Raw genomic sequence first — 24,733 nt, 5'->3', positions numbered from 1 at the left:
GTTGTATTTAATATTTGTTAAATAAAAAGGAAATTCCTTTATAGAAATTTTATTATTTGTATGCTTAGGAAAAATAGGGATTTCAGGATGTTTATCTTCTTCTGTTCTTTGGTATCCACAAGAATTAAATATAAAAATAACTATTAGGAATGTGATTCTTAAAGTGTGATTCATTTTTTAATTATAGCCAACGGTTTTGTGTAAAAAGAGTAGCCGATTTTGGAAGAATAATTTTTCAATTTTCCACTAAAGTTGGAGAGGACTATAATGTTCATTTTTACTACTATTTCGGCTGTTATTTTTATACTTTGTAGGGCAATCGTGCGTTTTATTCGTCATGCAGAAACACATTTTTTTGCAAATTCGTCAAGGAAGTTTAAATCAGCTTCTGCTTTATTTGAATCTGGTGGAGTGGGGTTTAAACCTGCTGCTGCGTCATGCAACCAATTTGAACTTTCAGTCATCCCTGTTTCTATGTCTTTCAAAAATTCTTCTGTTACTGCGACTTTTTTTAATTTTTGAGTTTGAATTCCTAATGAGAATCTCTCTACCACTCCTTTGAATAATCTTTCTTCTACGGTACGTTCCCATGTTTCGCGTAACAAGCCATACCAAGATTTTGCAAAAAATAGGTATTCATCTTCTGATGATTCCTTTTCTACCGTCCTTAATTGCACCAATCGATTTCTTAAAAATTTTATTCTTTTTCCAACAGGTTGAATTATCCAAGGTAAATCAGGGCTAATTATTCCAGGAGTACCTCCAGCTTTTCTAATAGTTGTGTATTCATGATTTACGCCAGTGTTTTCTGCTATAAGTTTCAACCGAATAAAAAATGCTATGTCATGAGTAAAAACAATGATTTGTTTTTGTTTAGAAAGCTCAACTAATCTTGATGCTATTCTCTCACGTCTTTCATGGTCTTGAGAGGTAACAGGGTCATCAAAGAAAATCCCTTTATTATTGGGATTTAGTTGTGCTTCCGTAAGAAAGTCTGAAATTGAAATAGCTCTTTGTTCTCCTTCACTTAGTATATTATTAGCAATTTGACCTTCAACTTGGAGTTTACGTAATGTAGATACCTTAGCATTTCTTTGAACAATATTGACAATATTTGGAGCATTGAGCTTTCCGCATTCATCATTGAAGGTATTTGTATATTTCTCGGTGATGTGTTGGTTAAACAATTCACCCTGTTTTGCAGTAATAGATCTTGTGTTAAATACTGAAAGAAACCTTTCTGCTTTTGCAGCCCATTTGTGGGCCACAACAAATTTTAAAATTTTATCTAATAATTTGTTTAGCAAACTTTTGTCTTTGAGGAAATTTATTTGAGCCTCCAACACCTGAAGTTCTTTGACAGGATTTTTCTTTATCAATTCTTCGATTGTGTCTTTTATCTGTTTGTCAATCTTATTAAAATCTTTAGTGTTATCTGTGAATGAAGAAATTGGTAATTCTAATTTTACTTGGGACAAATTGATAATAAGATTTTGACGGACAGTCTCAGAGGCAGCTACAAGGTCTTTCCATTTCATTGCTAATGGTTCATCAATCATATTGACATAATGGAATAGAGTGGTTGTTTCATCAAACTTGGCAGGTGAAAGACCTTTCAGCTTTTTTTCTACTTCCTGAATTTTTTGGATTATTCGATTTAATTCTGCTTCTGCCTCACTCTTTAAAAGTTTCCAATAAGATTTAATGAGAGTGTTTTGTTTATCTGTAAGCGGTTGCAGACAGAATAGGCAATTATCAGTGTCATCAGGGTATTCCGTCCCATTCTCCATGTTTTCTGTTATAACTGTAGCGTAAGATTTAGAAGCTTTTATAAAGTCACGCCATTCGTTGCTTCCCAATGCTTCAATTTCATATTCCTTTAAACTGGTAATTCCCTCTTGCTTTGCTAAATCTCGTAATTTATGATATGAAGTGATTAATGATTTATAGATTTCAATTTCCTCTGGTTTAAGTAAATCTAATATTGCCTGCTGCCGTGTTGTAAATTCAGTTAACTGCCCTTGAAGCTTTTGCAACTCGTATATCTTCTTAGGGATATCAAGTGATTTAAGTTCCTTCCATTTTTCTAAAAGTTTAGTAAGTTTCTCTTCATCTGCTTCTGTGTAATTTCCAAGCTCTTTTAGTTTCTTAATATCTGTGGTTGCACCAAGTTTGGCTATTTCTGTTTGTATTGAATTTTCGTTAATGAAATGTTTCTCAAATTCATTATAGGGTCGGTTGGCTAAAATTTCTTCTTGAAGTTTTGTCGTTAGGGCTCTATAGAGTAGTAAAACTTTCTCGAAAAATTCAAAGCCTGTTGGGGTAAAATTCAACTTATTGTCCTGTTCCAAGAGGACCCTGACGCTATGACTATCAAAAACTGAGAATTGGGTAAATACTGTATTGTCTTTGTCTTTGGGGTATTCTAATTCAATTTTTGAAGTATCTGATTGAAATGTAAACTTACAGCATGGCTCTCCTGATATTATGCTATTGAATACGTTGTGTAGAATTTGCTTATCACCTCTTGAATTAAAGGCATTGTTTAGTAGTCTTATGTAACCAGATTTTCCCGTTCCGTTTCCACCATATATGATAGTCAAGTTTGGGTTTATTACTATTGATTGTTGACTTGCAAGAGCATTGACGTTTTCAATGTCTTTTATTAATTTCAGTTCAAGTGGTTCAGATTCGACCTCACTACTTACTGCCATTTCACTGTAATTAACCTCCTCTATTTTTTCTTTTTTTTCTTTCAGCCCACAATTCTCTTTGAATAACACGTACGTAGTTGCCGCCAATTCATCAGTAATTGTTTCCCCTTCTAATAATTTGTTGCCAGCATACTGAAACCAATAATTGAAGTTCTTTAGCCAAGCTATTATTTGATTTTTTAATGGTGTTTCTGACATTTATCTATTCTTCAATGTTTCTTTGCATGTTGCCTAACGGTTTAGTATATGGTTTGTTGCGTGATCAAGTTACTAAGTTAATAAATAAAAACCGAATAGAAAGTCCGCGAGGACTTTCGTAAGTAAGCTATAACTAGCAATGAATTATACACATTGTTGTGTGCAGTTTTTTCAATTTTATTCAATTTTTGGATTATAGTACAATCCCTTTATGTTTGGTGAAGTATATAAATCCCTAATTGAATCTCCTTCAAAATCAATTGTTGGTCCATCATAAGTCCAAACCAATCCAGACATATGTTCGTAAACTCCTATTTGAGAGATTAAGGTATCTAACTCAAACTCATAAATTACATTGGGTAATATTGGTTTCCAATTACTATTTATTGAGTCACTATTTTGGGATATTATCTTATGGTATTTTCCAGACTTTAAAGCATAAATCATATATATACCCTCAATAGAATCAATTTTAAATACTTTATACTTATTATCAGAACTATCAGATATCATTTCAGCTTTGGTATTTTTATCAACGCTCATTTTCTTGTTTATGCAAGATGATAAAAGATAAAGCACTAGTAAAAATAATATAGAATATTGTTTTAAATTCATTTTCTCAAATTGGCTACAACGTTTATGTATAAGAATAGTTTCGGGTTTGTATGCGAGGATTTTCCGAAGGAAAATCAGACGTTACAAACACGCAACGACCTTTTGATTAAGCACTAAACCGCAATTATTTTTATACGGTGTTGGCAGTAGGCTTTTATTCTTTGTTCAATTTCATTAATATTAATCGGTCGGTATTTAATTCTAAAATCAGAAATTTATTTCCGAAATCGCCCAATGAAATAGTCGTTGTTAAAGTCCGATTACTTTGGTCAATTTTCCAAGTGCCTATTTTCGGTGTAGTTTTTCCATCGTGCTTTTCAGAGTTTTTTGGATATCCAGTTTTAAGTCCACCGTTATTGTAAAATATTGTAACTAATTCTTTGTATTCGCTTTTGTTTTCCAGTCTTTTAGTCAATATAATTCTATCATTCGGTTCAATTTTATTGACTTCCCATACTTCTGAATCGTTGCCATATAAGTATCTCACATTAATATTTTCCGCGCTTTGGTTTTGTCCGCTAACAAGTCCAAAAGTTAAGATAGTTAAAATTAATATCAGATTTTTATAATTCATCGATTTTCAGCTTACTGCCAACGGTTTTGTATATGGCTCGTAGCGTGCAAATTATAAAATTATTTTCGGATTAAGCACGAGCCGAATTTTTAAATTTTTCTTATTATCTTTTATCAATAAGCCAAATTAAAAAATTTGGCGGACTAGCAAATATACCTTAACTTCGATTAAGTAACTGACTAGATATGAGATATATACGTTGTTGTACTGCGTTTTTTACTCGTAATCATAAACAAAGGTCAATTCTAATTCGTTATTCCGATTATACCTTTGTTCCTTAATAATCCTATTGTTTTTAAATTCCCTTTTAATACGATAATCAATTGTTCCGTCTTTTCCTTTTTTATTTTCTTCTAAAATATTTCCATCATTATCTTTCACAAATCTTAATTCATAATAGTAAGGCCAATCTGCTTTATTCTCAATTTTTTTATTCGGTTCTCGATTATAAAAAAAATCGTATCCATTTTCGGAATAGTCAAAGTGTTTTTCCCAAATTAATTCGTCATCGTTCAATGATGTTTCTTTAATCAAATTGTCCTTATCGTCATATTCGTAATAATAATGGTTTTGACTATCCCAATGCTTTTCTGGTGCGTAATATTCTATTTTTCTACCCTTTTGGTCATATTTGAAGTTAATTTTTGACCTTAACTTCCAAGTTGCTTTGGGTTCATAATCAGTTGAATCTATTAAACAATCTCCGAATTCAAGAGTTTCTTTAAGTCGTTTTTTGTAATCATAATGAGTTCTCGTAATGAGTTGGTCTTTGTTATTATATTTATACTCAATTCTTGCGCTGTCCGAGTCTATTGAATTTGGATAATACCGCAAGGTTTTAATCAGAAGAGTGTCTTTGTAGAAGTTCGTTTCCTCAACATCTACAAAACTATTGTATTTGGTTGTTTTAAATCCTGAAAGTTTTTCAAACCGTATTTGTCCGTTGTCATTGTATTTGACTTTTTTTACAATTCGTCCATTCGTTTCATTTCCTTCGAATTGAGTGATTTTAAAATCAGTTTTTTTCTCTTGACACGAAGCCAAAGAAGAAAAAAGAAGTAGTAAAATCAGAATTTTGTTCATTTAATCTCGATTTTTCTTAAATGCAGTACAACTCCTTATATACAAAACAAACCTTAGTTTATCCCGTAAAAAAGTTGTGTTAAAGTTATTTCTTAAAGATAAGTTAATTTCTGCTATTAAGATTACGGAAAACCATAATAGCTTGGTTTTTATAAGATTAATTTACGAATGCATATCACATATAGTTCAACATTCAGTTTGCGTTACAAAAACATTAGCTGCAATTTATCCTGTAGGATTCCAATTTACTATATGAGTTTAATCGCGTGTATCGGGTTATCGTGTAACTTTCTCTATTTTAAGCATAGGTCTGTTCTAAAATTTTTAAAATGTCTGTCGCAGACATACGCTCTGTATAATTCGCTTCAACATGCGAGGCAATCACCTTAAAATTAGTATCGATTATAAACGTAGCGGGGACGGGAAGGGTGAGCGAACCATTACCATTAAGTTCTGAAAGATCTCGTCTTTGGTGGTAATCTGTTCCGGGATCGAATTGCAGATGGTAAGCGGCAATAACGTCCTGATTACTATCACTCAATACCTCAAATCCCAGCTCGTTTTTTTGAGTTATGCTTAGCGCATCATCAGGTTTTTGGGGACTAATCGCTATAATGCTAGCATTAAATGTTTGATATTGGTCTTTATACTGTTGTATGTCTCTAAGGTCTAGATTGCAAATAGGGCACCAGTCGCCTCTGTAAAATTTTAAGATTACGGGGCCTGTTTTTAAAACCTCTGAAAGTGAAATGAATTGACCAAAAGCGTTTGGTAATTTAAAATCTGTGGCGGTGTCTCCAACCTGTAATCCTTTTACATGTGAGGCGTTGGCGATCACTAATTTTTGAAATTCTTGTAATGTACTCATGTTTTTATTTTTAAAAATAGACCATTCTTTTATTTGAGTTGTATGTGAATGTGGTCGTCGTGTCTCACGGCTCCACATCCGTGGTATCTTATTTTATCGTTTTTTAAATGCATTCTATGTTTTAAATGCGGTTCAATAAATAATTTACCTAAACCTGGACGTCTTAAAAGGGTTTCGATTAGCAGTTTTGTTCCTCTTTCCGAGAAGATTAAATCTGAATTAATTTTTCCTAGTGTTAAATACTTCGGATAATCATATTGGAAATAGCCGCTGTTTAAACAGGTTTCAACCTGGTTGTATTCATTTGGTTTAGGTGCTTCAAAAACCCCATAACCACTCACAGATTTTTGCGTTTGGGTGATGTTGCCATTTGGAGTTTCGTAAATTAAACTCAGGTCTATTTTCTTGCCGTCGTTATGACTTAAATGCGGAAGTAACGGAAACGCATTGATAAACGGAAAATTAGCATCTAAATAACGGATTTTTATATCTGTGCCCTCTAATGCTCTTGCCGTTTTTGTTAATAGTTTGTTTAGTTCTGGGCGCACATAATTTCTGTTTAACAACACCGTCATAAAATTTGTAGGTTTTATTCCTGCGGTATGGGTTACAGTTTCGCGTCCGAAAAGAGGTGCTACAGCTGGAACTATAATTAACGTTGACATTAAATAGAGTACTATAAAAGCAATGAGTGTATTATATTTTAACTGAACTTTTAATCGTTTTGCAATACATATACTTAACACATATAAAACGCCTCCTATTTGTGTCGTGATTGTTAGTATAATAAAGAGGGTTAATGTAAATAGAGTTTTTAGAACGGTTTTCAATTTAAAAGGGAGGTTTATTTAATATTTAGGTCTTAATTGTGTCATGTGCTTAACGTATTGTTTATAAGCTATAAGGACACGATTTATTTCTTGATTAGTTGTTTACTAATTAGTGTGTTGTTTACTCTAATTTGAGCAATATAATGACCAAGACTTAATTTAGAGATATTAATTGTATTAGACTCAACATCTGGTATGTTAATCATTAATCGACCAGAGGTGTCATAAATTTTTACGCTTGAAATATGTTGGTCCGTTTTAAAAGAAATAAAATCATAAGACGGATTTGGGTAAAGCGATAATGACGTAGACTTTGTAAAAGAATCTGTATGGAGTACATTAGAATATTTCCATAATTGATAGTCTTTGGCGTAGTATAATTCTTGATTATACACAATTGCATTAGAAACATCATCTAAATCACTTACCTTTACAGTAGTGTTGGTTTTAAAATTAGAGATCCAACCTTTTTTGCTATATGTGCTATTTACTGGAGCCGTAATAAAATATTCCTCATCATTAATGTTATATATGTGACCAATATCCTTGTATTTGGAAACATAGAGAAGCGTTGGGTAACTATCTACTAAATCTATTAGAAGCGAGGTACTATAGTCATTTAAATTTAATGCTGTTAGTGCTGTTGCCCCATTATCATTAGGGCTACTAAAAAGTAATGCTTCAGTTGTATTATGTAATGCTGAAGGAAAAAAAGAATCTGTACCTTGTTTAAAATAAATCTGTTTGGTATTGGCAGTCGTACCATCTGATTCATAAATGGCTATTTGATACTTATTAGATGAATAAAACTGAAAATATAGCTTGTTATTCGCTTCTATAACGTCACTATAATTGGCCAAATTAGAACCTCCATCCCAAATATTGGCCAGTGTAGTTGTGTGTTCTAGCGTACCATCTGTTTCATGTAAATAGTATCGGCTAACAAAGTACAGTTTATCGTTATATTCTATATACTGACTTAAAGCAGATGTGCCTCCAGGACCTGAACCATTTCCGTCTATGTTTTCTGTAATTGCAAAGGTACCTTCAGAAGTTCCATCACTTCTCCATACTCTAGATTCATTAGAGCCATTGGGTTGAAATGTAAAAATAAAAGTCTCGTTACATTTCCCTTGAAAAGAGGGCGTATTCCAAATGTCTAAATTATCTTTAACAAGTACAGTTCCGTCTGTTGTTCCGTCTGTTTTCCAAACTTGTAGTGTAGTATCGTCGGTTTTAATAAGAAAAAATATATGATTGCCAACAGCGGTAAGTTCACTTGCTCTATCATTTATAAAATTGGTAATTTGAATAGTGCCTTCAGAAGTTCCATCTGTTTTCCATAACTCGCCTTCAGAATTTTCATTCTCTGCAATAAAAAACAATTCGTTATGTAATAGAGCAGACTTTTCATTTAAAAAACTTACAGCAGAGTTTGCACTGCCTGTATGGATGTCTTTTAGTATTTTGGTGTTAGTATTGGTGCCATCACTTGTCCAGATTTCTCTTCCATAGCCATCATTACTTGCATAAAAATATATGAGATCATTAAAGGTGAAAAAAGACGAGGGCGAACTTAAATATGTGTCTTCATATGTGAAATTAGAAATTTGCTCTTGAGCATTGTTTTTACTGATTAAAAAAATACTTAAAATACATAGTAGTTTTATCTTCATATTAGATGAAATTTAGACTTGGGTTTAGCTTAAAAACATTTGTGTTAATGATTTTTAAAGGTAAAACAAATTCATTTCATCGAGTTACGGGAAAACCATAAATTGAAGTAATTTTTAGAAGAGAACAGCATAAAATTTAGACCAATTTTAGATCTGTTAAGGATTACATTTAGCCTATTTGTACGGCCATTCTTGTGCCATGAATGGGAACACTACCATTCATTGTAATAGTAACTAAAGTATCAAAACCCGCTAGGCGAGGGGCGTGCAGTTGTTGATAGGCACGAGGAAACAGGGCGGTTATGTTCTGTTAGGATACCATATTAATCATGCATTTGTGGAATTATAAACGAAATACCACATGCAAAACTTATTACAATCTATATCATAATAAATGCATGGAGAGCATATATTTTATGTGCTCAAAACTTAAAAAAATGAGCACATAAGATTGTGATAGAATTCCGTTTAGAATTTTATAAAATGAAACTTATAGCTATTTACTCGCAGATGTTATTCTTTTAAAAATTGAAGTAATGGCTTTATAAAACGTTCAAATTTTTCTATATGAGGTAAGTGTCCAACATCTTCTATTTCTACCAACTTGGCATTCGGAATGGTTTGTTGTGTTTTTTTACCCAATTTGTTATATAATCCCATTGTTTTTCTAACCTCTTCTGAAACTAAAGGTTTACCTAAAGCTGTACGGTCTCTAGTTCCTATAATGAGTAATGTAGGCGCCGTAATGTTTTTAAACTCGTACACGACAGGTTGTGTAAAAATCATATCATAAGTCAAGGCATTATTCCATGCAATGGTTTTATAATCTGAGTTTAAGGTCCAACCTGCTAGTAACTTCACCCATTGGTCGTATTCAGGTTTCCAAGAGTTATCGTAATAATTAACAAGTTGATATTTTTTTATGCCTTCGTAGCTTTTTTTAAGCTCGTTTTCGTACCACCATTCTACAGGTTTATAAGGCACTTTTAATTTCCAATCTTCAAGTCCAATCGGATTTTCTAAAATAAATTTATCTACAGTATTCGGATACATTAAAGCGAAGCGTGTGGCTACCATACCACCCATAGAATGACCTAAAATTGCTGTTTTTTCAATATTTAGAGTATCTAACAATGTTTTGGTGTTTTGAGCCAATTGCTGAAAGGTGTAGTGAAAATGTAAGGGTTTAGACGATTTTCCGAAACCTATCTGATCTGGAACAATAACACGATACCCTTCACGTGTTAAGGCTTCAATCGTTGTTTTCCAATACGCACCATTAAAGTTTTTACCATGGAATAATACAATGTTTTTTCCGTTGTATTGCTCCGGCTTAATATCCATATAAGCCATTTTTAAATCCTGCTCTTGTATGTGTAAGTTAAGTGTGGAAACCGGAAAAGGGTAGTCGTAATTGGATAATTCAATATCTAACCAATCTACAGCTTCCGATTGTGCTTTAGAGACTTGAACGACTAGAATTAAGAGTAATGAGGTAATTATAAACTTCTTCATGTGTTGTAAAATTTTAACCAGTTCTTAGGAGATTTAGTTGGGACAACTAAATTAATAAAATGAAGAGTATAACAAGACATATTAACTCGGATTTACCATTTGCACTGTTGCTAAACCTATTTTCACACAGCTGTAAGGTGAACGTTCTTTTACAACTTCATCTCGGTTTTAAAGCCTTAAGAAACTCCACATTTAGTAAGTAAATCACAGATAAGATTTCAATGAATTGTTTGTATTGAACTAATAATTACATTTTTAGTCTTGTATACGATTGTATGCTTTTAAGGTTTTAATGAGTAAATCGTGTGGTAATGCATGAGCTTTATTTCCGTTAATGCCTTCCATGGTTTCGGCTGCAATCATGGCATTAATAATGGCTTCTTCCACAGCTTGAACAGTAGCTTCAAATACAGGCATAAGTTGGTCGTTAGACATAGATTTTACGGTAGTCGTTTCATCGCGATTAAAAGCCGTTTCGTTGGCTGTAGAAAAGGCTAAAAATATATCTCCAGAACCATTACTTCCTCGTCCGCCAACAATACCAACACCTAAAGGAATACGTTGTGCAATTCTTTTTAATTGATGAGGCAATAGCGGAACATCTGTGGCAATAACCACTATAATTGAACCGTCTCCTTCTTGTCTTCTAGATTTTGGAGGCCCATTAAAGGTGTAACCTAAAGTGTCTTTTAATGCCAAACCAACAGGAACTCCAGCAATAGACAAATTTCTTTTGGCTCCGAAATTAGATTGTACAATAGCGCCAACAGTGTATGTTTCCTCTTTAATTTTAAACACTCGTGAAGCTGTGCCTGTGCCGCCTTTAAATCCTAAGCACATCATACCTGTTCCGCCACCAACATTGCCTTCAGCAATTTTTCCGCTAGAAGCATTTTCTATAGCCTCCAATACATGTTTCTCTTTAACATGAAAACCATAAATATCATTAAGAAAACCATCATAGGTTTCTGCAACAACAGGATAGGTATACCACCAATCTTCGCCACTATACCAATCGGTATCTACATACCATTTTAATACAGCATCGCGAACTACACCAACACTATTGGTATTGGTAATCATAATTGGTGTTTCTAAAAATCCAGATTCGGTAACCCAAGTTGTACCAGTCATTTCTCCATTGCCATTTAAGCTGTACCAATTCGCATACACCGGACTAAATTTTTTGGTTTTTCCTCGCGGAAATATGGCAGTAACTCCAGTTCTTATTGGGCCTTTACCAATGTGGTTTTCGCCTTCGCCAGATATAATTGTACTGTAACCAACTTCTACGCCTTGTACGTCGGTAATGGCGTTAAAAACTCCCGGTTCTCCAACAAAGGGTACGCCTAAATCTCTTGCTCTTGGTTTTTGTCCGTAAGCTTGTGAACACATAAATAAAATGATACAAATGCTGAATATGTTTTTCATATAGAAAGGGTTAGCATATGCTGATGTGTGAGGTCACAAAACAGCAATATATTTGGTTTTCTATAAAACTAGCCATTTTTTAGTGAAGGTGTTGGCAGAAGGTTTAATTTTTCTCTATGCTATTATTTATGATTTATAAGTGAAATTGTAACCTGAGTATGAATTTAAAAAGGGGTTACTTTTCTTTTAATTCAGCTTTTATTGTTTGTTCTAAGTCTTTTAGTTTCTCTTTTGAAGTATCTATGCCTATAAAAAACGTCTCATCATTAATTTTACTATTAACATAGAAGACGACTATGAGCTCGTTTTTAATAATTAAACACAGTTGTTGATGGTTTTGAAAAGCCATTTTAGAGGCCTGTGTCATATCCTTTCTCCCAGCCTCGTTTACAGTAAATAATAAGCCGTATTGCTTTTGTGTCTTACCAAATACTTTGGTAGCTATAGTTGTAAATTTTACTTTTTTTATGGTATTGCGATGTACTGCAACTTTAGGATGCACAAAATAAGATGCTTTAGTATCTATATGTGTTTTTTGAATCCCCAACGTATCATTTATAAAGTAAAATCCTGAGTCTAAAACAGCAGACTGTATGTCTTGTTGAAAGCCTTGGTGTGGCTTTAACTGTTCTTGAAATATCCCAGAGAGACATAAATTAAAAGCGAGCAATACTAGTGTCGTGGAAAGGTTCATTTTAAGTGGAGTATGGTTTCTTTTTATGTTTTTTTATTGCTGAATTCTTAACTATGAAATATTAAATAATTTTTATAAATAGTGTTAACCCTCAATAAATAATCTAAGCAAAACAGCCTTAATTATTTTACCTGTTTTCTGTGCAGTCTTGGGTAATCTTTTTCTAAAATAAGCTTTTGTTTGGGTTTAATAACTACAACTTACTTTTAAGATGAGTCTAGTCAACATCAGATAAGCTAGCATAATGATTTGAAAATAATTACAGACCATGAATATCTAACATAATGAACGATGCTTTAAAACGCACTAAACTATGTGGATTCTTGCACTGTTTTGGTCCAGTCTTCATACGAAATGATGCCTAATTCTGGTCTCGGTTTACCATCTAAAATGGCAATAAATTCTAAGCAATGTCCATCTGGATCGTTAAAATATATAGCTATTGCAGGCATCCAAGCAAACACCATGGGTTTGTCTGTGCCGTCTCTTAAAAAATTATAGGGTTTTAATTGCCGACTGTTTAAAAATTGAACCGATTTGTTTAAAATATCATCCTTATCGCACCGAAAGGCAAAATGCATGTTTACAATTTCAGATTTTGGTTTTTCCCATAATCCAAGCATATATTCCTGAGGTTTACCGACCCAAAAAAATGCGATGCGTCTCTCGTCATTATAACCACATTTTTCAAGTCCAAGTACGTTTTCATAAAAATCTATAGACGTTTCTAAATTTTCAACATGAATATGTGTTTCGTAAATGCCTTGTATCATAGGTTTCGTTTTTAAATCGTCTCATAGGTACTGCTATTTTATAAGATTTAGATTTTAGAAAACAGATTAGTACACGCTATTAGAGCAACTAATTTAGTGAAAAGACATTTAGTATTTGGCAGAACATATAAAAGTTAGTTTAATGCACGTTCAGGAAAGTTGGCTAACTCTAGTTGTAATTGCGAGACTATGGTATGTAATTCAGCAGGTGTCCATTCGCAATCTACAACATATGATTTGGTGTTGTCGGTATCTTTTGGTCGCGATTCTAAACTGAACACTATGCGGACAGTCTTTAGTTCTGATTCATTTTTAAGCAGAATAAACTCTAAATTAGGTTCTAGGAAACTAAGCGAGTGAGAGACTGTTTGGTTGTTAGCGAGATGTGTAAACCATGAAATACACGCCTTAACTTCTGATACTAAAAGTGATGGGTCTGTACTTTCCCATTCTCCGCAATCACTTTTTACCTGTAAATAGATCTGTAACCAATTAGAATCGTATACACAATTTTGTACTTCTGGAAACTGATAATTGAGTATTTTAAATTCTACAGTTTGTTGATTAATGCCTTTAAAAATCATTAAAGTAAGCGTTGTATTTAATTGGTAATTATGTGGTGTATAAGGCGATTATTTTTTTATTCATGTCTTTGTAAGTATCAACAGTAATCTCGAATGTTTCTCCCTGTTCTATGACATAATCGACTAAATTATATTTTTCTGTCTGCGGACTATTATTTTCAAAATCTAATTGCAGTGATGATTTTGATTGATACGGAAAATTAGAAAGCATCCCTAAAGCAGCCTCAATATCTTGGTCGGTTATCGTTACATTAAAAGCATTTGCAAGCGCTTTAACTTCTTTCATCATGTTTTCAAGGATACGCATATATTCCGCATTTTCAACTAATGCACCAAATGGAATATTTAGGGCAGAAGTCATGGTTGCTACTGGTGACACAAACATATATTTTTTCCACAAAAAGGTTTTAATATCCTTAGTGTATGTGGCTTGTAATCCACCTGTAGTTAATATAGTTTCAACCCATTTAAAATCGATTTCGTCTGTATTTCCAAAAACAATTTTACCTGGTCCGCCAAGGTGTTTTACAACGCCTGGTTTTTCGATATTTGAAGCGACGTAAATACAGCCTTCGAGTATGTTTGAATTGTAATGATTCAAGTTTTTTACGATAATATCTTTAGCATCTACGCCGTTTTGAAGCGGAATAATAACCGTATCTTCCTTGATACAATCTTGATAGGTTTTGATGGCCTGCGCTAAAGAAAAGGATTTTGTAGCAAGGATAAGCATATCTAATGTTCCTATTTCTTCAGGCACATCAGAGGTTAAAAACGGTTTTGCTGTTAGGGTTTCATCAGCAGTAATTAGTGTTAATCCGTCTTGGTTAATAGCTTTCTTAGTGGCATTTCTGCAAATAAAGATGATGTCGGTTTCTGGGTCGTTTTCATAATTTTTTGTCAGTTTTGCTCCGATGAAACTTCCAATTCCACCCATGCCTAAGATACCTATTTTCATATTTTTTTTATTTCAATCGGTGCTTATCCAAACAAACCTAAATTCGAGAAGTTAATTCCGACTTTTATTGCTAAGTATATTCTGTCGTTTTTATGATATAATCATAACACACGTTTTTATTTTAATTTTAGAGTTTTAAAAGTGTAAGACCTTTGTCCATCTTAGAATACACATAATAAGAAATGTAATAAACGTGCTTCCGTAAATTAGACCTTCCCAATAATACGTTCGTTTTCCCCATAATTTTCTCATGCGCTCACTATTTTCACTTTTATAGCGACCTACAGTAAGCTTCCAATAGAAGAATAAAACGATTAAAAAAACAAGTATTGTTATTGCAATTACGACGCGTTGTTCCATTTGTTTGGTTTTTAAATTATAAACGGTTTAGGTCTGTTATTATAACATCACGAAGCTACCGTAAATTGTTCTAATATAATGAAAATAATGGTGATTTTGACTTAAAAATTAAACCTTTAGTTGAGACCTCAATTAGAATTTAAAATGGTGATGGCGCGACTATGTCCCTTTTAAAATTTTTACAATTCGATTGTACATTATTTCAGATAGATTCCAATTGTAGCCTTCAAAATCGACTGTATTTGTAAATTGAATCACTACAGTATCGATGTCTTCATGATATTTAGCTATGGTTTGATAGCCAGGAATTAATCCCGTGTGTTCGTATTTGTAAATGGAAGTATAAATATCTTGTTCCTTTTTGTTTTTAAATACTGAACCATCATTTAAGGCTCTTATAAATTTACCTAAATCTTCGGCGGTAGCTAGCATTGAACCGACCGGATTAGATTTTAAATCGGTGTCGTACCCTACATAATAGCCGCTCATAACATCATCTAAATTTACAGCGTTAATTGACGCATAGGTTTGGTTTAGGTTGAGAGGATTTAAAATGGCGTTATGAATAAATATAAAAGGATCATAACCAAGCACGCGCTCCATAATTCTAGAAAGTAAAAGGTAATTTGTGTTGCAATAGGCGTAAGCAGTATCTGGTTTAAAATTAGCAGGTTTATCTAAAATGAGAGCCAGTTTATCGTCATCATTAGTCTTAGGCTCACTCCAATAATTAAAGGTATCTGTATAGTTTGGAATACCACTACGATGCTGAACTAACATTCTAATACTAATCGTATTGGCATACGCAATTCTATCTTGTAATTCTGGTAAATAATCGCTTAAGGTTTTATCTAAATCGAGTGTACCGTTGTAAACCAGTTTAGATACTGCAACTGCATTATAAAGTTTATCTACACTAGCAATTTTAAATAAAGCTTTAGGATCTGCGGGAACATTACCTATTCTGTTCTTAGTTCCTGCGGCATATAAAGTTGGTGTTTTATTAGCCTTATCAACGTACACAATAATACCATCGAACCCATAATCGGTTGCTTTGTTTACTTGTGTTTGGACGTTATCAGGAAGCGGAATTAACCATGCTTTTACAATGGGCCAGGGCACAAAATAAAGAGAGATTAGGGTTCCTAATAATAAGACTATTCTAAATATTTTTAGATTTTGCTTTTTCATAATGCATTCCATTTAGAATGCTTGAGTTTAACTGTATCACATTCTATATGAGATCTGAATATAAAAAAAAAGATTAAAACTTCATGGTTGTTCTAATGTTAAACACTCTTGGTGTTAGGTAATTAGGAATAGCGTATTGTTTTTTACTGTACACATCGCGCACCCAAGTATTGGTTATGGAGTTTTGAACATCAAACACATTAAAAATTTCGAAACCTACAGATAAGTATTTAAATGATTTTTTCCAACCGCTGTCAAAGTCTTTGTTTTCATCTACGATAACATATTGTAAACCTAAATCGGCACGTTTATAATCTGGTAAGCGTGTTTGGTAAACGTATGGGTCGGCATAACTAGGCGAACCTCCAGGTAATCCGGTGTTGTACACTAAGTTTAAATACATTTTCATGGCAGGAATATTGGGCACGTAATCTTGGAATAAGGCACCAAATTTTAATCGCTGATCTGTTGGTCGTGCAATATACCCACGATTATCTATGTTTTCTTCGGTTTTTAAATAGCCAAAACTAAACCACGATTCTGTTCCAGGTACAAACTCTCCGTTTAAGCGTAAATCTAAACCATAGGCGTAAGCCACGGCATTATTATTAGCAGCATATCTTATACGAACATTTTCAACCGTGTATGGATTTACGTCGGTTAGGTCTTTATAATAGGCTTCTGTAGTCAGTTTAAACGGGCGTTCCCACATTTGGAAACTGTAATCGTTACCCAATACAAAATGTACAGATTTTTGTGCTTTAACCTCTGGATTTACGGTTCCGGTTTCATCTCTTAATTCTCTGTAAAAAGGTGGCTGATAATATAAACCTCCAGAGACTCTAAATAGCATATCGTGTTTCCAATTTGGTTTTATAGCGAATTGCGCTCTCGGACTAAAAACGGTTTGTGAGTTGCTTTCAATACCTTCGCCACTCACGGTCCAAGAGTGGGAGCGAACCCCAGCATTTGCCCAAACTTCGTGATCGCCTAATTCAAAACGACGACTCCATTGTAAATAGGCTTGTATTCGGTCTATACTTGTGCTATTGGTAGCTCTTACATTTTGGTATGCTTCTAATGGGCCTTCATAAGGTTCGTACGGCTGATTGTTTGGCGTGTAATAATCGGGTGCATTTATAGAATATCCAGCCGAATCTATAACTTCCCATTCTACTAACCTGTCGCGAATATCTTCATTAGTATATTTTACAGACCAGTTAAAATCGTTGTCGTTAGTCGAGTAGGTTCCTTTGTGTTCTATAGTAGTAATTAAGGCATCTAAATCGTTTCTTCCGTGGTTTAGTTGTCCGCCAATACCTTCACTATATTCCACTTCACCTAAATCTTCATCGCCTATATTGCTGTTTACTTCTCCCAATCTGTATTCTGCTAAAATATCAAAATACTCTTCTTCTGTGGTGTGATATGTAGATGCAACTAAGTGTAAGTGTAAATCGTCGCTCACATCATAAGTGGCTTGTAATGCTCCAAAAAGCGTTTGGTAAGCATCTTTTTCTTCACCTTCATAATATACCAATAAGGCTTGAGCATCATCTAAGGTTCCGAAATTAGTCTGACGTGTTTCAGGCTCGTAATTGTATTTGTTGATAGATGCATTTCCTAAAAAATTCATACTGAATTTATCTGTAAACTGATAGGTGAAATACGTTTGTATGTCTGCAAATTTAGGATCGTAATTGGTTTCTGTTTCTTTAGCGTTTACTAATAAACTGTTATCGCGGTAACGTAATCCGACAAGACTGGTGAATTTTGAATCTTTACTAATGCCTTCTATAGATACGCTTCCGCCAAGTAAACTTAAATCGGCATTGATACCAAAATCTACTGGCTTTCTATAGGTAATATCTAATACTGAAGATAATTTATCGCCATACTTTGCTTGAAAACCACCAGCAGAAAAATCTACATTTTGTACCATGTCGGTATTTACAAAACTAAGACCTTCTTGTTGTCCAGAGCGGACTAAAAATGGTCTGTACACTTCTATACCATTAACGTAAACTAGGTTTTCGTCGTAATTTCCACCACGTACAGAATATTGGGTACTTAACTCGTTATTACTACTTACGCCAGGCAGTGTTTTTAGTAAGTTTTCTATCCCAGGATTTGCACCCGGAATCTTACGAATAACAGTTGGGTTTAAGGTGACAATACCTTGCACATCTTTTCGTTTATTCCCCGATAAGACTACAGTAGCAATTTGTTCTACTTTAGTATTCATGACAGGATTAAACTCGAACACTTCACCGTCTTTTAAATTAAAACTAGCAGTTATAGATTTAAAAGTTATATGCGAGAACACGGCTTGTACGTTTTCACTATGAGGAATTTTAATAAGATAAAATCCATTTTCGTTAGACTGTGTACCTTGCGTTCCAGCTTTAATATTAACGTTGGCAATAGGGTGATTTTGTTCGTCTAGTATAACACCTTGTAATGTTCCGCTTTGAGCAACGGCTATAAAAGGAATTAAAATGCAGATAACGTTTAATAAAAAACGTGTATTAAAGATGTTTGTATTCATTTATTTTCTGTGAAACCTAGCTTCAAAAGTAGAACTATTTCCTACATTATCAATTACTATGAGTTTAAAATCGTTTTGTCCTTTGGTACTCATCCCGTCACTAAAATGGTAAGTTAAAGTATTATTTTTATACTCGTATTCCATCAGAATCCATTTTCCGTTAATGGTCGCTCTATAATCAGAAATACCAGACATATCGTCTGTAATTTTAACTTGTAATGTTTTTGCACTACTTAGCCATTGGTCGTTTTTAAAATTAGTAGGCACAATTGTAGGAGCAATAGTGTCTGAAACTAAAGTATAATAGCCTAAATCTTTAGTATAAGTAATAAGCGTATTATCTGTTCTAGTGGTTTTAGAATAACTCGGACTCTTTTTATAGCCTACCAATTCTGCAATAAATAATTGGTCTTTATCGGCTTCTTTATATTTAGAAATATCGAAAGCTATGCTAAAGTTTTTTCTGGCAGCTTGCCCAATAGGAAGTAACTGTAAGGTGTCGTTAGAGACTTTAAAATCTATAAAAAAATCTTCATAAAATGTGTTTCTGTAAAAGTTTACAGTCACATTTTCTTCGGTTAAAGTACTCGCTTTATTTTCGTATAAATAATAAGGTGTAACTGCTGGAGGTGTTTTTAAAACGGTTGAATTTTCTTTTCCGTCTATAGACACAGTAATCCAAGAGGCATTACCTTCAAAATCGCTGACCTTTATTTTATACACTGCAGAGGTGCTATCAGTAATGGTTATATAGCCTTGGTCTGTAGTGTTTTTATATAAACTGAGCTCGTTATTAGTATCTATAAATAGTTTCTGAATACGGTCTCTTTCGTTTTTATAAATATCGTAATCTATCAATCTATTAATGTCGTTTGTTTCTAAAAATGAAAAGGATTTAAAATCGATTTCAAAATTAGTTTGCCCGTTAAATTGCGTTTGAATATTGTAAACACCATTATTATTGTAAGCTAAATCTTGCCGATCTACGGTTTCAATTCCAAATCCAATTTTCCCGAAAGCTTCAATAGGTTCGGCAACAAAATTCCCATTGCCTTGAGCTCTCAGTCTAATTTTTTGCTTGCTATCAGATTTATTAATTTGAGCATTTTCTCCAATAGGATAGGCGTACAAACTGCTAATTGTAGGTTTGTTGGTATCTTTAGTATTTATGCCAAATAACATGGGATTTAAAGGGTGTTCATTCTTATCTCGAATTTCGAAATGCAAATGCGGTCCGCCAGAACTTCCTGTGTTTCCGCTATAGGCTACAAGCTCGCCTTTGTCTACAAGCAATGCCTTAATAGGAGGAAACAATTCAATACCATAAGACTCTGCTTCGTATTGGCGTTCTTTTAAATACGCTTCAATTTTTGGAGACAATTTAGAAAGGTGGGCATATACAGTAGTATATCCGTTAGGGTGAGTAATATAAAGAGCTTTACCGTAACCAAAAGGTGAGATTTTTATGCGACTTACAAAACCATCTGCAGCAGACAATACTTTTAAACCTTCGCGCTGTTGGGTTTTTATATCTAGTCCCGAATGAAAATGATTGGATCGTAATTCTGCAAAAGTCCCCGCCAAAACTATCGGAATCTCCAACGGATTACTGAAATAATCCTGTGGATACGGGTTTTGTGAAAACAATACAAAGGGAATAAAAAGGAATAAAAATAAGGGAATTCGCATATATTATTATTGAGGCACTAATGTAATTATTTGAACGCAATATGCAAAGTATAATATAACATAAGCTTTTCATTGTATTGAAAATGAGAGACAACCAACTATTTTAAATTTTATATCCAAAACAATTGTTATTTTTACTTAGGTATGTTAACTTTGTGAGATAAGTATGGTGATTGTAAATGAGTAATATTGAAGAAATTGTAGATGCTCTAGAAGATAAAATTAGCAAGATGCTACGCAACGTTGATGCGTTAAAGCAAGAAAATGCTAAGTTAAAGGAAGATTTACAAAATTCGCAGCACAACCTTCAAAATCATAAACTAGAGATTGAGGCTTGGTCAGAAAAATATGAAGCACTCAAAATTGCAAAAAGCATGCTTGGCAGTGACGATAACAAAAAGGAAACAAAGCTTAAAATAAATTCATTAGTTAGAGAGATAGATTATTGTATTTCACAACTCTCGGAATAATGTAATCGTAAATTGAATTTATGTCAGATATGCTTAAAATTAAACTTTCTATTGCAAACAGAGTTTACCCGCTAACGATTGCGCCAGAGCAAGAAGAGGGTTTACGTAAGGCCGCAAAGGAAATTGAAGCTATGATTACACAGTTTGAGCAAAGTTATTCTGTAAGAGATAAACAAGATGTGTTGGCCATGTGTGCTTTACAATTTGCATCTCAAGTAGAACAAAAACAAATAGATAAGGAGTCGATTAGTGAACATGTCGAGGATAAGTTAAACGCTTTAAATCGCTTATTAGACACCCAATTGAAATCTTAACGATCTTTAAAATAAACAAAGTTACTGCCTGTATTGGTCATTTTTTTTGATAAACTCAACGTTAATTCTTTAAAGAGGGTGAGTTTAAGTTGTAAAAGCATGCTGCTAGTGTTAAATTCGTTTAATACTTGGGCAGATCCTTGATCAGCTTGTTAGCCCTAAACTTATTTTTAAGGAGTTTATACAAAACATAGAACCAGTACAGGCTTTTTTTATATATAAATAATTACTAACCGGAACCCATGGATAACTCAATTTTATTAATTGTAGGAGGCACGCTATTAGGCGTAATAATTGGCTTTATAATAGCCAGGATTTTAGAAAAGAATAATGCATCAAAAATTGTATCTGACGCGAAAGCAGAAGCACAAAAAATCGTGAAAGATGCTAATATAGATGGTGAAGCCATTAAAAAAGATAAAATATTACAAGCAAAAGAAAAGTTTATTGAACTAAAATCTGAACACGAAAAAGTAATTTTAAGTCGCGATAAAAAGATAGCTGATGCAGAAAAACGTACTAGAGATAAAGAGTCTCAAGTATCTAATGAACTTTCTAAAAACAAAAAACTAAACGCAGAATACGACGCGAAATTAAAAGACTATAACTACAGATTAGATTTCTTAGATAAAAAACAAGAAGAGATAGAACGCCTGCATAAAAGTCAAATCGATCAATTAGAAGTGATTTCTAGTTTATCTGCAGAGGAAGCGAAATCGCAATTGGTAGAATCTTTAAAAGGTGAAGCCAAAAACGATGCTTTAGCTTTTATTCAAAGTACTATTGAAGAATCTAAACTTACTGCGCAACAAGAAGCTAGAAAGATTATAATTAATACCATTCAGCGTATTGGTACAGAAGAAGCAGTAGATAACTGTGTGTCTGTATTTAATATTGAAAGTGACGATGTTAAAGGCCGTATTATTGGTCGTGAAGGACGAAACATTCGTGCCATTGAAGCAGCTACAGGTGTAGAAATTATTGTAGATGATACGCCAGAAGCTATTATCTTATCTTGCTTTGATTCTGTACGTCGTGAAGTCGCCCGTTTATCGTTACATAAATTAGTAACCGATGGTCGTATTCACCCAGCACGTATTGAAGAGATCGTTAAGAAAACCAGAAAACAAATTGAACAAGAAATTATTGAAGTTGGAAAACGTACAGTAATCGATCTTGGAATTCATAATTTACACCCAGAGCTTATTAAAATGGTAGGACGTATGAAATACCGTTCGTCTTACGGTCAGAACTTACTACAGCACTCGCGTGAAGTGGCTAAACTTTGTGGAATTATGGCAGCAGAATTAGGATTAAATCCGAAATTAGCGAAACGTGCCGGATTATTACACGATATTGGTAAAGTGCCAGATGCTGAAGCAGACATGGAAACACCTCATGCTATTTTAGGTATGCAATGGGCAGAGAAATATGGAGAGAAAGACGATGTAATCAATGCTATTGGAGCGCACCACGACGAAATTGAAATGAAATCGTTATTAGCACCAATTATTCAGGTGTGTGATGCTATTTCAGGAGCACGACCAGGAGCAAGACGTCAAGTTTTAGATAGTTATATCCAACGTTTAAAAGATCTTGAAGATATAGCTTTCGGTTTCACAGGTGTTAAAAAAGCTTATGCAATTCAAGCCGGTAGAGAATTACGTGTAATTGTTGAAAGTGAAAAAGTAACAGATCAAAATGCATCTGATTTATCATTCAACATTTCTCAAAAAATTCAAACAGATATGACCTATCCAGGTCAGGTAAAAGTAACCGTTATTAGAGAAACAAGAGCCGTAAATATTGCGAAGTAATATTTAGAGTTACTTATCACTTATCATAGATTATAAAAAATCCAGCTATTCAGCTGGATTTTTTTTGGTTAAAACACGTCTATTAAATGCTTCTAATAGATAAAAGATAGAAATCAGTTTATAAACCTTCAGTAACTTCTATACATTTAAATACTGAAGTTGATTGATTGAGGCGTACAGCCATTTTAAATGTGTGAATACAATGATGCCACAAACTTAATCAGATGAGTTTACTTCAAATAAAAACGATTGGTTACATAGATAGTAACCAATCGTTTTTCGTAATTCTAAGTTCTAAATTTAAAAACTTATTCTTTAGTGTATTTCGCTGCTTTTCCGTTGCTAGAGGCATCCTTAATAAACTCACGAATATCATCATTTGCAGAAATTAAGTCATCTTTTCTCAAGTACATCATATGTCCGCTTCTGTAACCTTTTATAGTAAAACGGTCTTTTAATTTTCCACTCGGATCTACTTGGCCAATAGTATATTTCGCAGCAAAATAGGTAGTAGCACCATCATAATAACCAGATTGCACCAATACTTTCAAATACGGGTTTTGTACAAGCGCTCGTCTTAAACCTTCTCTAACATTATTGTCACTGCGATCCCAAGGGTGTACGTCGCCAAACATATTATATTTTAAATCGGTTTTAAAATTTAATTCTTCTCTTATGTAATAGTTTATGGCAGGCGTAAAGGAATGTGACCACGAACTAATTTCTGCATTATAATCTGGAGAAACACCGGTTTCGGTTTTGTCTATTCCTAAATATCTAGAATCTAAACGACCAATAGTTTGTCCCGTTTTATCACGTAATAACGATTTCCAGAAGTATTTTGTTGGAACTTCTAAATTACTTTGCAACACTTCTTTTTCTGTTAATCCAGAATAATAAGCCACTTGTTTAGCGACGTTTTGTTTTTCAGTTTCAGAAATAAATCCGCCTTTAGCAATGGCTGGCATTAGCGTGTTTATAGCGTAATTTTCAACTTCAGGTAATACATCTAGTAAATCTTTTTGTTGCAATGCTGCTGGTAACATATTATGATACCATGCTGTTGCTGCAAAATAAGGTAAATTTAAAGCAGAGTAAATAGGTTGTCCGGTGCTGTATAATTGATAATCTGCCGGAGATACCATAATAACGCCATTTAAATACATCCATTGTTTGGATTGTAATTCGTTAGCTAAACCCATTACACGAGTTCCACCATAACTTTCTCCAATAATATATTTAGGAGATTCCCAGCGGTTTTTTCTAGTTACAAACGTATTAATCCATGCGGCTAAATATTTAATATCAGCATTAATGCCAAAAAAAGTGTCGCGTTCTGGTAGTTTTCCTTCTTTATCGGCTATCATTCTAGAATATCCTGTGTTTACCGGATTCACGTAAACAATATCTGCTATATCTAAAATAGAATTTGGATTATCTTTTACACCATAAGGTTGAACGGGATAACCTTCATCATCAATATTTAAAACCTTAGGTCCAGTGTAAGCAATGTGCATCCAAACTGATGCAGCACCAGGTCCGCCGTTAAAAGAAATAACTAAAGGTCTGTTGGCTTTATCTTTAACATTATTACGTTCGTAATACGTATAATATAACGCCGCAATAGGATTCCCTTTTTTATCCCAAACTGGCTGTGTTCCCGTTGTTGCAGTGTATGAAATGCTTTTGTTCTTAATAGTGGTGGTATGTGTGGTAACAACCATAGTATCTGTAGGTATTTTTACAGATTGCGAAATGCCGCAAATGGTAAAGAGGGAAAAGAGAATGGTGTAATAATGTTTCATAGCGCTTTTTTTTAGTATAGAATAAA

General features: G+C 33.6%; 21 protein-coding genes and 1 other RNA gene. 4 read left to right on the top strand and 18 right to left on the bottom strand.

Annotated features, from left to right (window positions below; all coding sequences use genetic code 11):
- Positions 1-335: 335 nt before the first annotated feature.
- The 17 genes from AST99_RS10045 to AST99_RS09965 all read right to left on the bottom strand — a co-directional run bounded on the left by AST99_RS10045 (position 336) and on the right by AST99_RS09965 (position 20,301).
- Entirely contained in the window at positions 336-2,912 is a 2,577-nt protein-coding gene (locus AST99_RS10045) for an AAA family ATPase (RefSeq protein ID WP_057781707.1), read from the bottom strand.
- A gap of 177 nt (positions 2,913-3,089) precedes the next feature.
- A complete protein-coding gene (locus tag AST99_RS10040; RefSeq protein ID WP_157486353.1) occupies positions 3,090-3,455 on the bottom strand; it encodes a hypothetical protein in 366 nt (121 codons plus the stop codon).
- A gap of 226 nt (positions 3,456-3,681) precedes the next feature.
- On the bottom strand, positions 3,682-4,101 hold the full coding sequence (locus AST99_RS10035) for a hypothetical protein (RefSeq protein WP_057781705.1): 420 nt from the start codon (positions 4,099-4,101) through the stop codon (positions 3,682-3,684).
- A 216-nt stretch (positions 4,102-4,317) separates the two neighbouring features.
- Entirely contained in the window at positions 4,318-5,184 is an 867-nt protein-coding gene (locus AST99_RS10030; protein WP_057781704.1) for a hypothetical protein, read from the bottom strand.
- A gap of 298 nt (positions 5,185-5,482) precedes the next feature.
- Complete coding sequence (locus AST99_RS10025; RefSeq protein WP_057781703.1) at positions 5,483-6,052, bottom strand: peroxiredoxin family protein; 570 nt, start codon at positions 6,050-6,052, stop codon at positions 5,483-5,485.
- Between the two features lie 29 nt (positions 6,053-6,081).
- The gene (locus AST99_RS10020) at positions 6,082-6,717 is read right to left on the bottom strand and encodes a hypothetical protein (RefSeq protein ID WP_232301609.1); all 636 of its coding nucleotides are present in this window, start codon (positions 6,715-6,717) and stop codon (positions 6,082-6,084) included.
- A 248-nt stretch (positions 6,718-6,965) separates the two neighbouring features.
- Entirely contained in the window at positions 6,966-8,558 is a 1,593-nt protein-coding gene (locus tag AST99_RS10015; protein ID WP_057781701.1) for a T9SS type A sorting domain-containing protein, read from the bottom strand.
- Between the two features lie 513 nt (positions 8,559-9,071).
- Positions 9,072-10,073 carry an alpha/beta fold hydrolase gene (locus AST99_RS10010; protein WP_057781700.1) on the bottom strand — a complete coding sequence of 334 codons (1,002 nt, stop codon included), beginning with the start codon at positions 10,071-10,073 and terminating at the stop codon, positions 9,072-9,074.
- Positions 10,074-10,328: 255 nt separating this feature from the next.
- Complete coding sequence (locus AST99_RS10005) at positions 10,329-11,504, bottom strand: DmpA family aminopeptidase (RefSeq protein ID WP_057781699.1); 1,176 nt, start codon at positions 11,502-11,504, stop codon at positions 10,329-10,331.
- 175 nt (positions 11,505-11,679) lie between these two features.
- Positions 11,680-12,198 carry a hypothetical protein gene (locus AST99_RS10000; RefSeq protein ID WP_057781698.1) on the bottom strand — a complete coding sequence of 173 codons (519 nt, stop codon included), beginning with the start codon at positions 12,196-12,198 and terminating at the stop codon, positions 11,680-11,682.
- Between the two features lie 311 nt (positions 12,199-12,509).
- A complete protein-coding gene (locus AST99_RS09995; protein ID WP_057781697.1) occupies positions 12,510-12,971 on the bottom strand; it encodes a VOC family protein in 462 nt (153 codons plus the stop codon).
- 134 nt (positions 12,972-13,105) lie between these two features.
- The gene (locus tag AST99_RS09990) at positions 13,106-13,555 is read right to left on the bottom strand and encodes a WapI family immunity protein (protein ID WP_057781696.1); all 450 of its coding nucleotides are present in this window, start codon (positions 13,553-13,555) and stop codon (positions 13,106-13,108) included.
- 28 nt (positions 13,556-13,583) lie between these two features.
- Positions 13,584-14,513, bottom strand: a complete 930-nt coding sequence (locus tag AST99_RS09985; protein ID WP_057781695.1) for a ketopantoate reductase family protein — start codon at positions 14,511-14,513, stop codon at positions 13,584-13,586.
- Between the two features lie 135 nt (positions 14,514-14,648).
- Positions 14,649-14,873 (bottom strand): hypothetical protein, encoded by a 225-nt coding sequence (locus AST99_RS09980; RefSeq protein ID WP_057781694.1) that lies wholly within the window; start codon positions 14,871-14,873, stop codon positions 14,649-14,651.
- A gap of 159 nt (positions 14,874-15,032) precedes the next feature.
- Positions 15,033-16,064, bottom strand: coding sequence for a serine hydrolase domain-containing protein (locus AST99_RS09975; RefSeq protein ID WP_057781693.1), 1,032 nt, complete (start codon positions 16,062-16,064; stop codon positions 15,033-15,035).
- Positions 16,065-16,137: 73 nt separating this feature from the next.
- Positions 16,138-18,612: a TonB-dependent receptor gene (locus AST99_RS09970; protein ID WP_083495657.1), complete on the bottom strand. Its 2,475-nt coding sequence runs from the start codon at positions 18,610-18,612 to the stop codon at positions 16,138-16,140.
- Positions 18,613-20,301: a M23 family metallopeptidase gene (locus tag AST99_RS09965; protein ID WP_057781692.1), complete on the bottom strand. Its 1,689-nt coding sequence runs from the start codon at positions 20,299-20,301 to the stop codon at positions 18,613-18,615.
- Positions 20,302-20,480: 179 nt separating this feature from the next.
- On the opposite strand from AST99_RS09965, the gene AST99_RS09960 reads away from it, so the two are divergent.
- From AST99_RS09960 to rny, 4 genes are all read left to right on the top strand, one after another.
- Positions 20,481-20,771 carry a hypothetical protein gene (locus AST99_RS09960; RefSeq protein WP_057781691.1) on the top strand — a complete coding sequence of 97 codons (291 nt, stop codon included), beginning with the start codon at positions 20,481-20,483 and terminating at the stop codon, positions 20,769-20,771.
- Positions 20,772-20,791: 20 nt separating this feature from the next.
- Positions 20,792-21,085, top strand: coding sequence for a cell division protein ZapA (locus tag AST99_RS09955; RefSeq protein ID WP_057781690.1), 294 nt, complete (start codon positions 20,792-20,794; stop codon positions 21,083-21,085).
- Positions 21,086-21,138: 53 nt separating this feature from the next.
- A non-coding RNA gene (gene ssrS / locus AST99_RS18355) (6S RNA) lies at positions 21,139-21,266 on the top strand.
- A 61-nt stretch (positions 21,267-21,327) separates the two neighbouring features.
- Positions 21,328-22,902, top strand: coding sequence for a ribonuclease Y (gene rny, locus AST99_RS09950; RefSeq protein ID WP_057781689.1), 1,575 nt, complete (start codon positions 21,328-21,330; stop codon positions 22,900-22,902).
- Positions 22,903-23,210: 308 nt separating this feature from the next.
- Here the strand turns inward: rny and AST99_RS09945 are convergent, their stop codons facing one another.
- Positions 23,211-24,707 (bottom strand): S10 family peptidase, encoded by a 1,497-nt coding sequence (locus tag AST99_RS09945; RefSeq protein ID WP_057781688.1) that lies wholly within the window; start codon positions 24,705-24,707, stop codon positions 23,211-23,213.
- Between the last annotated feature and the right edge of the window lie 26 nt (positions 24,708-24,733).

This window comes from Formosa algae (assembly GCF_001439665.1).
Classification (GTDB): domain Bacteria; phylum Bacteroidota; class Bacteroidia; order Flavobacteriales; family Flavobacteriaceae; genus Formosa; species Formosa algae.
The sequence above is the reverse complement of the archived record's forward strand: the minus strand, read 5'-3'. Positions and strand labels throughout refer to the sequence as shown.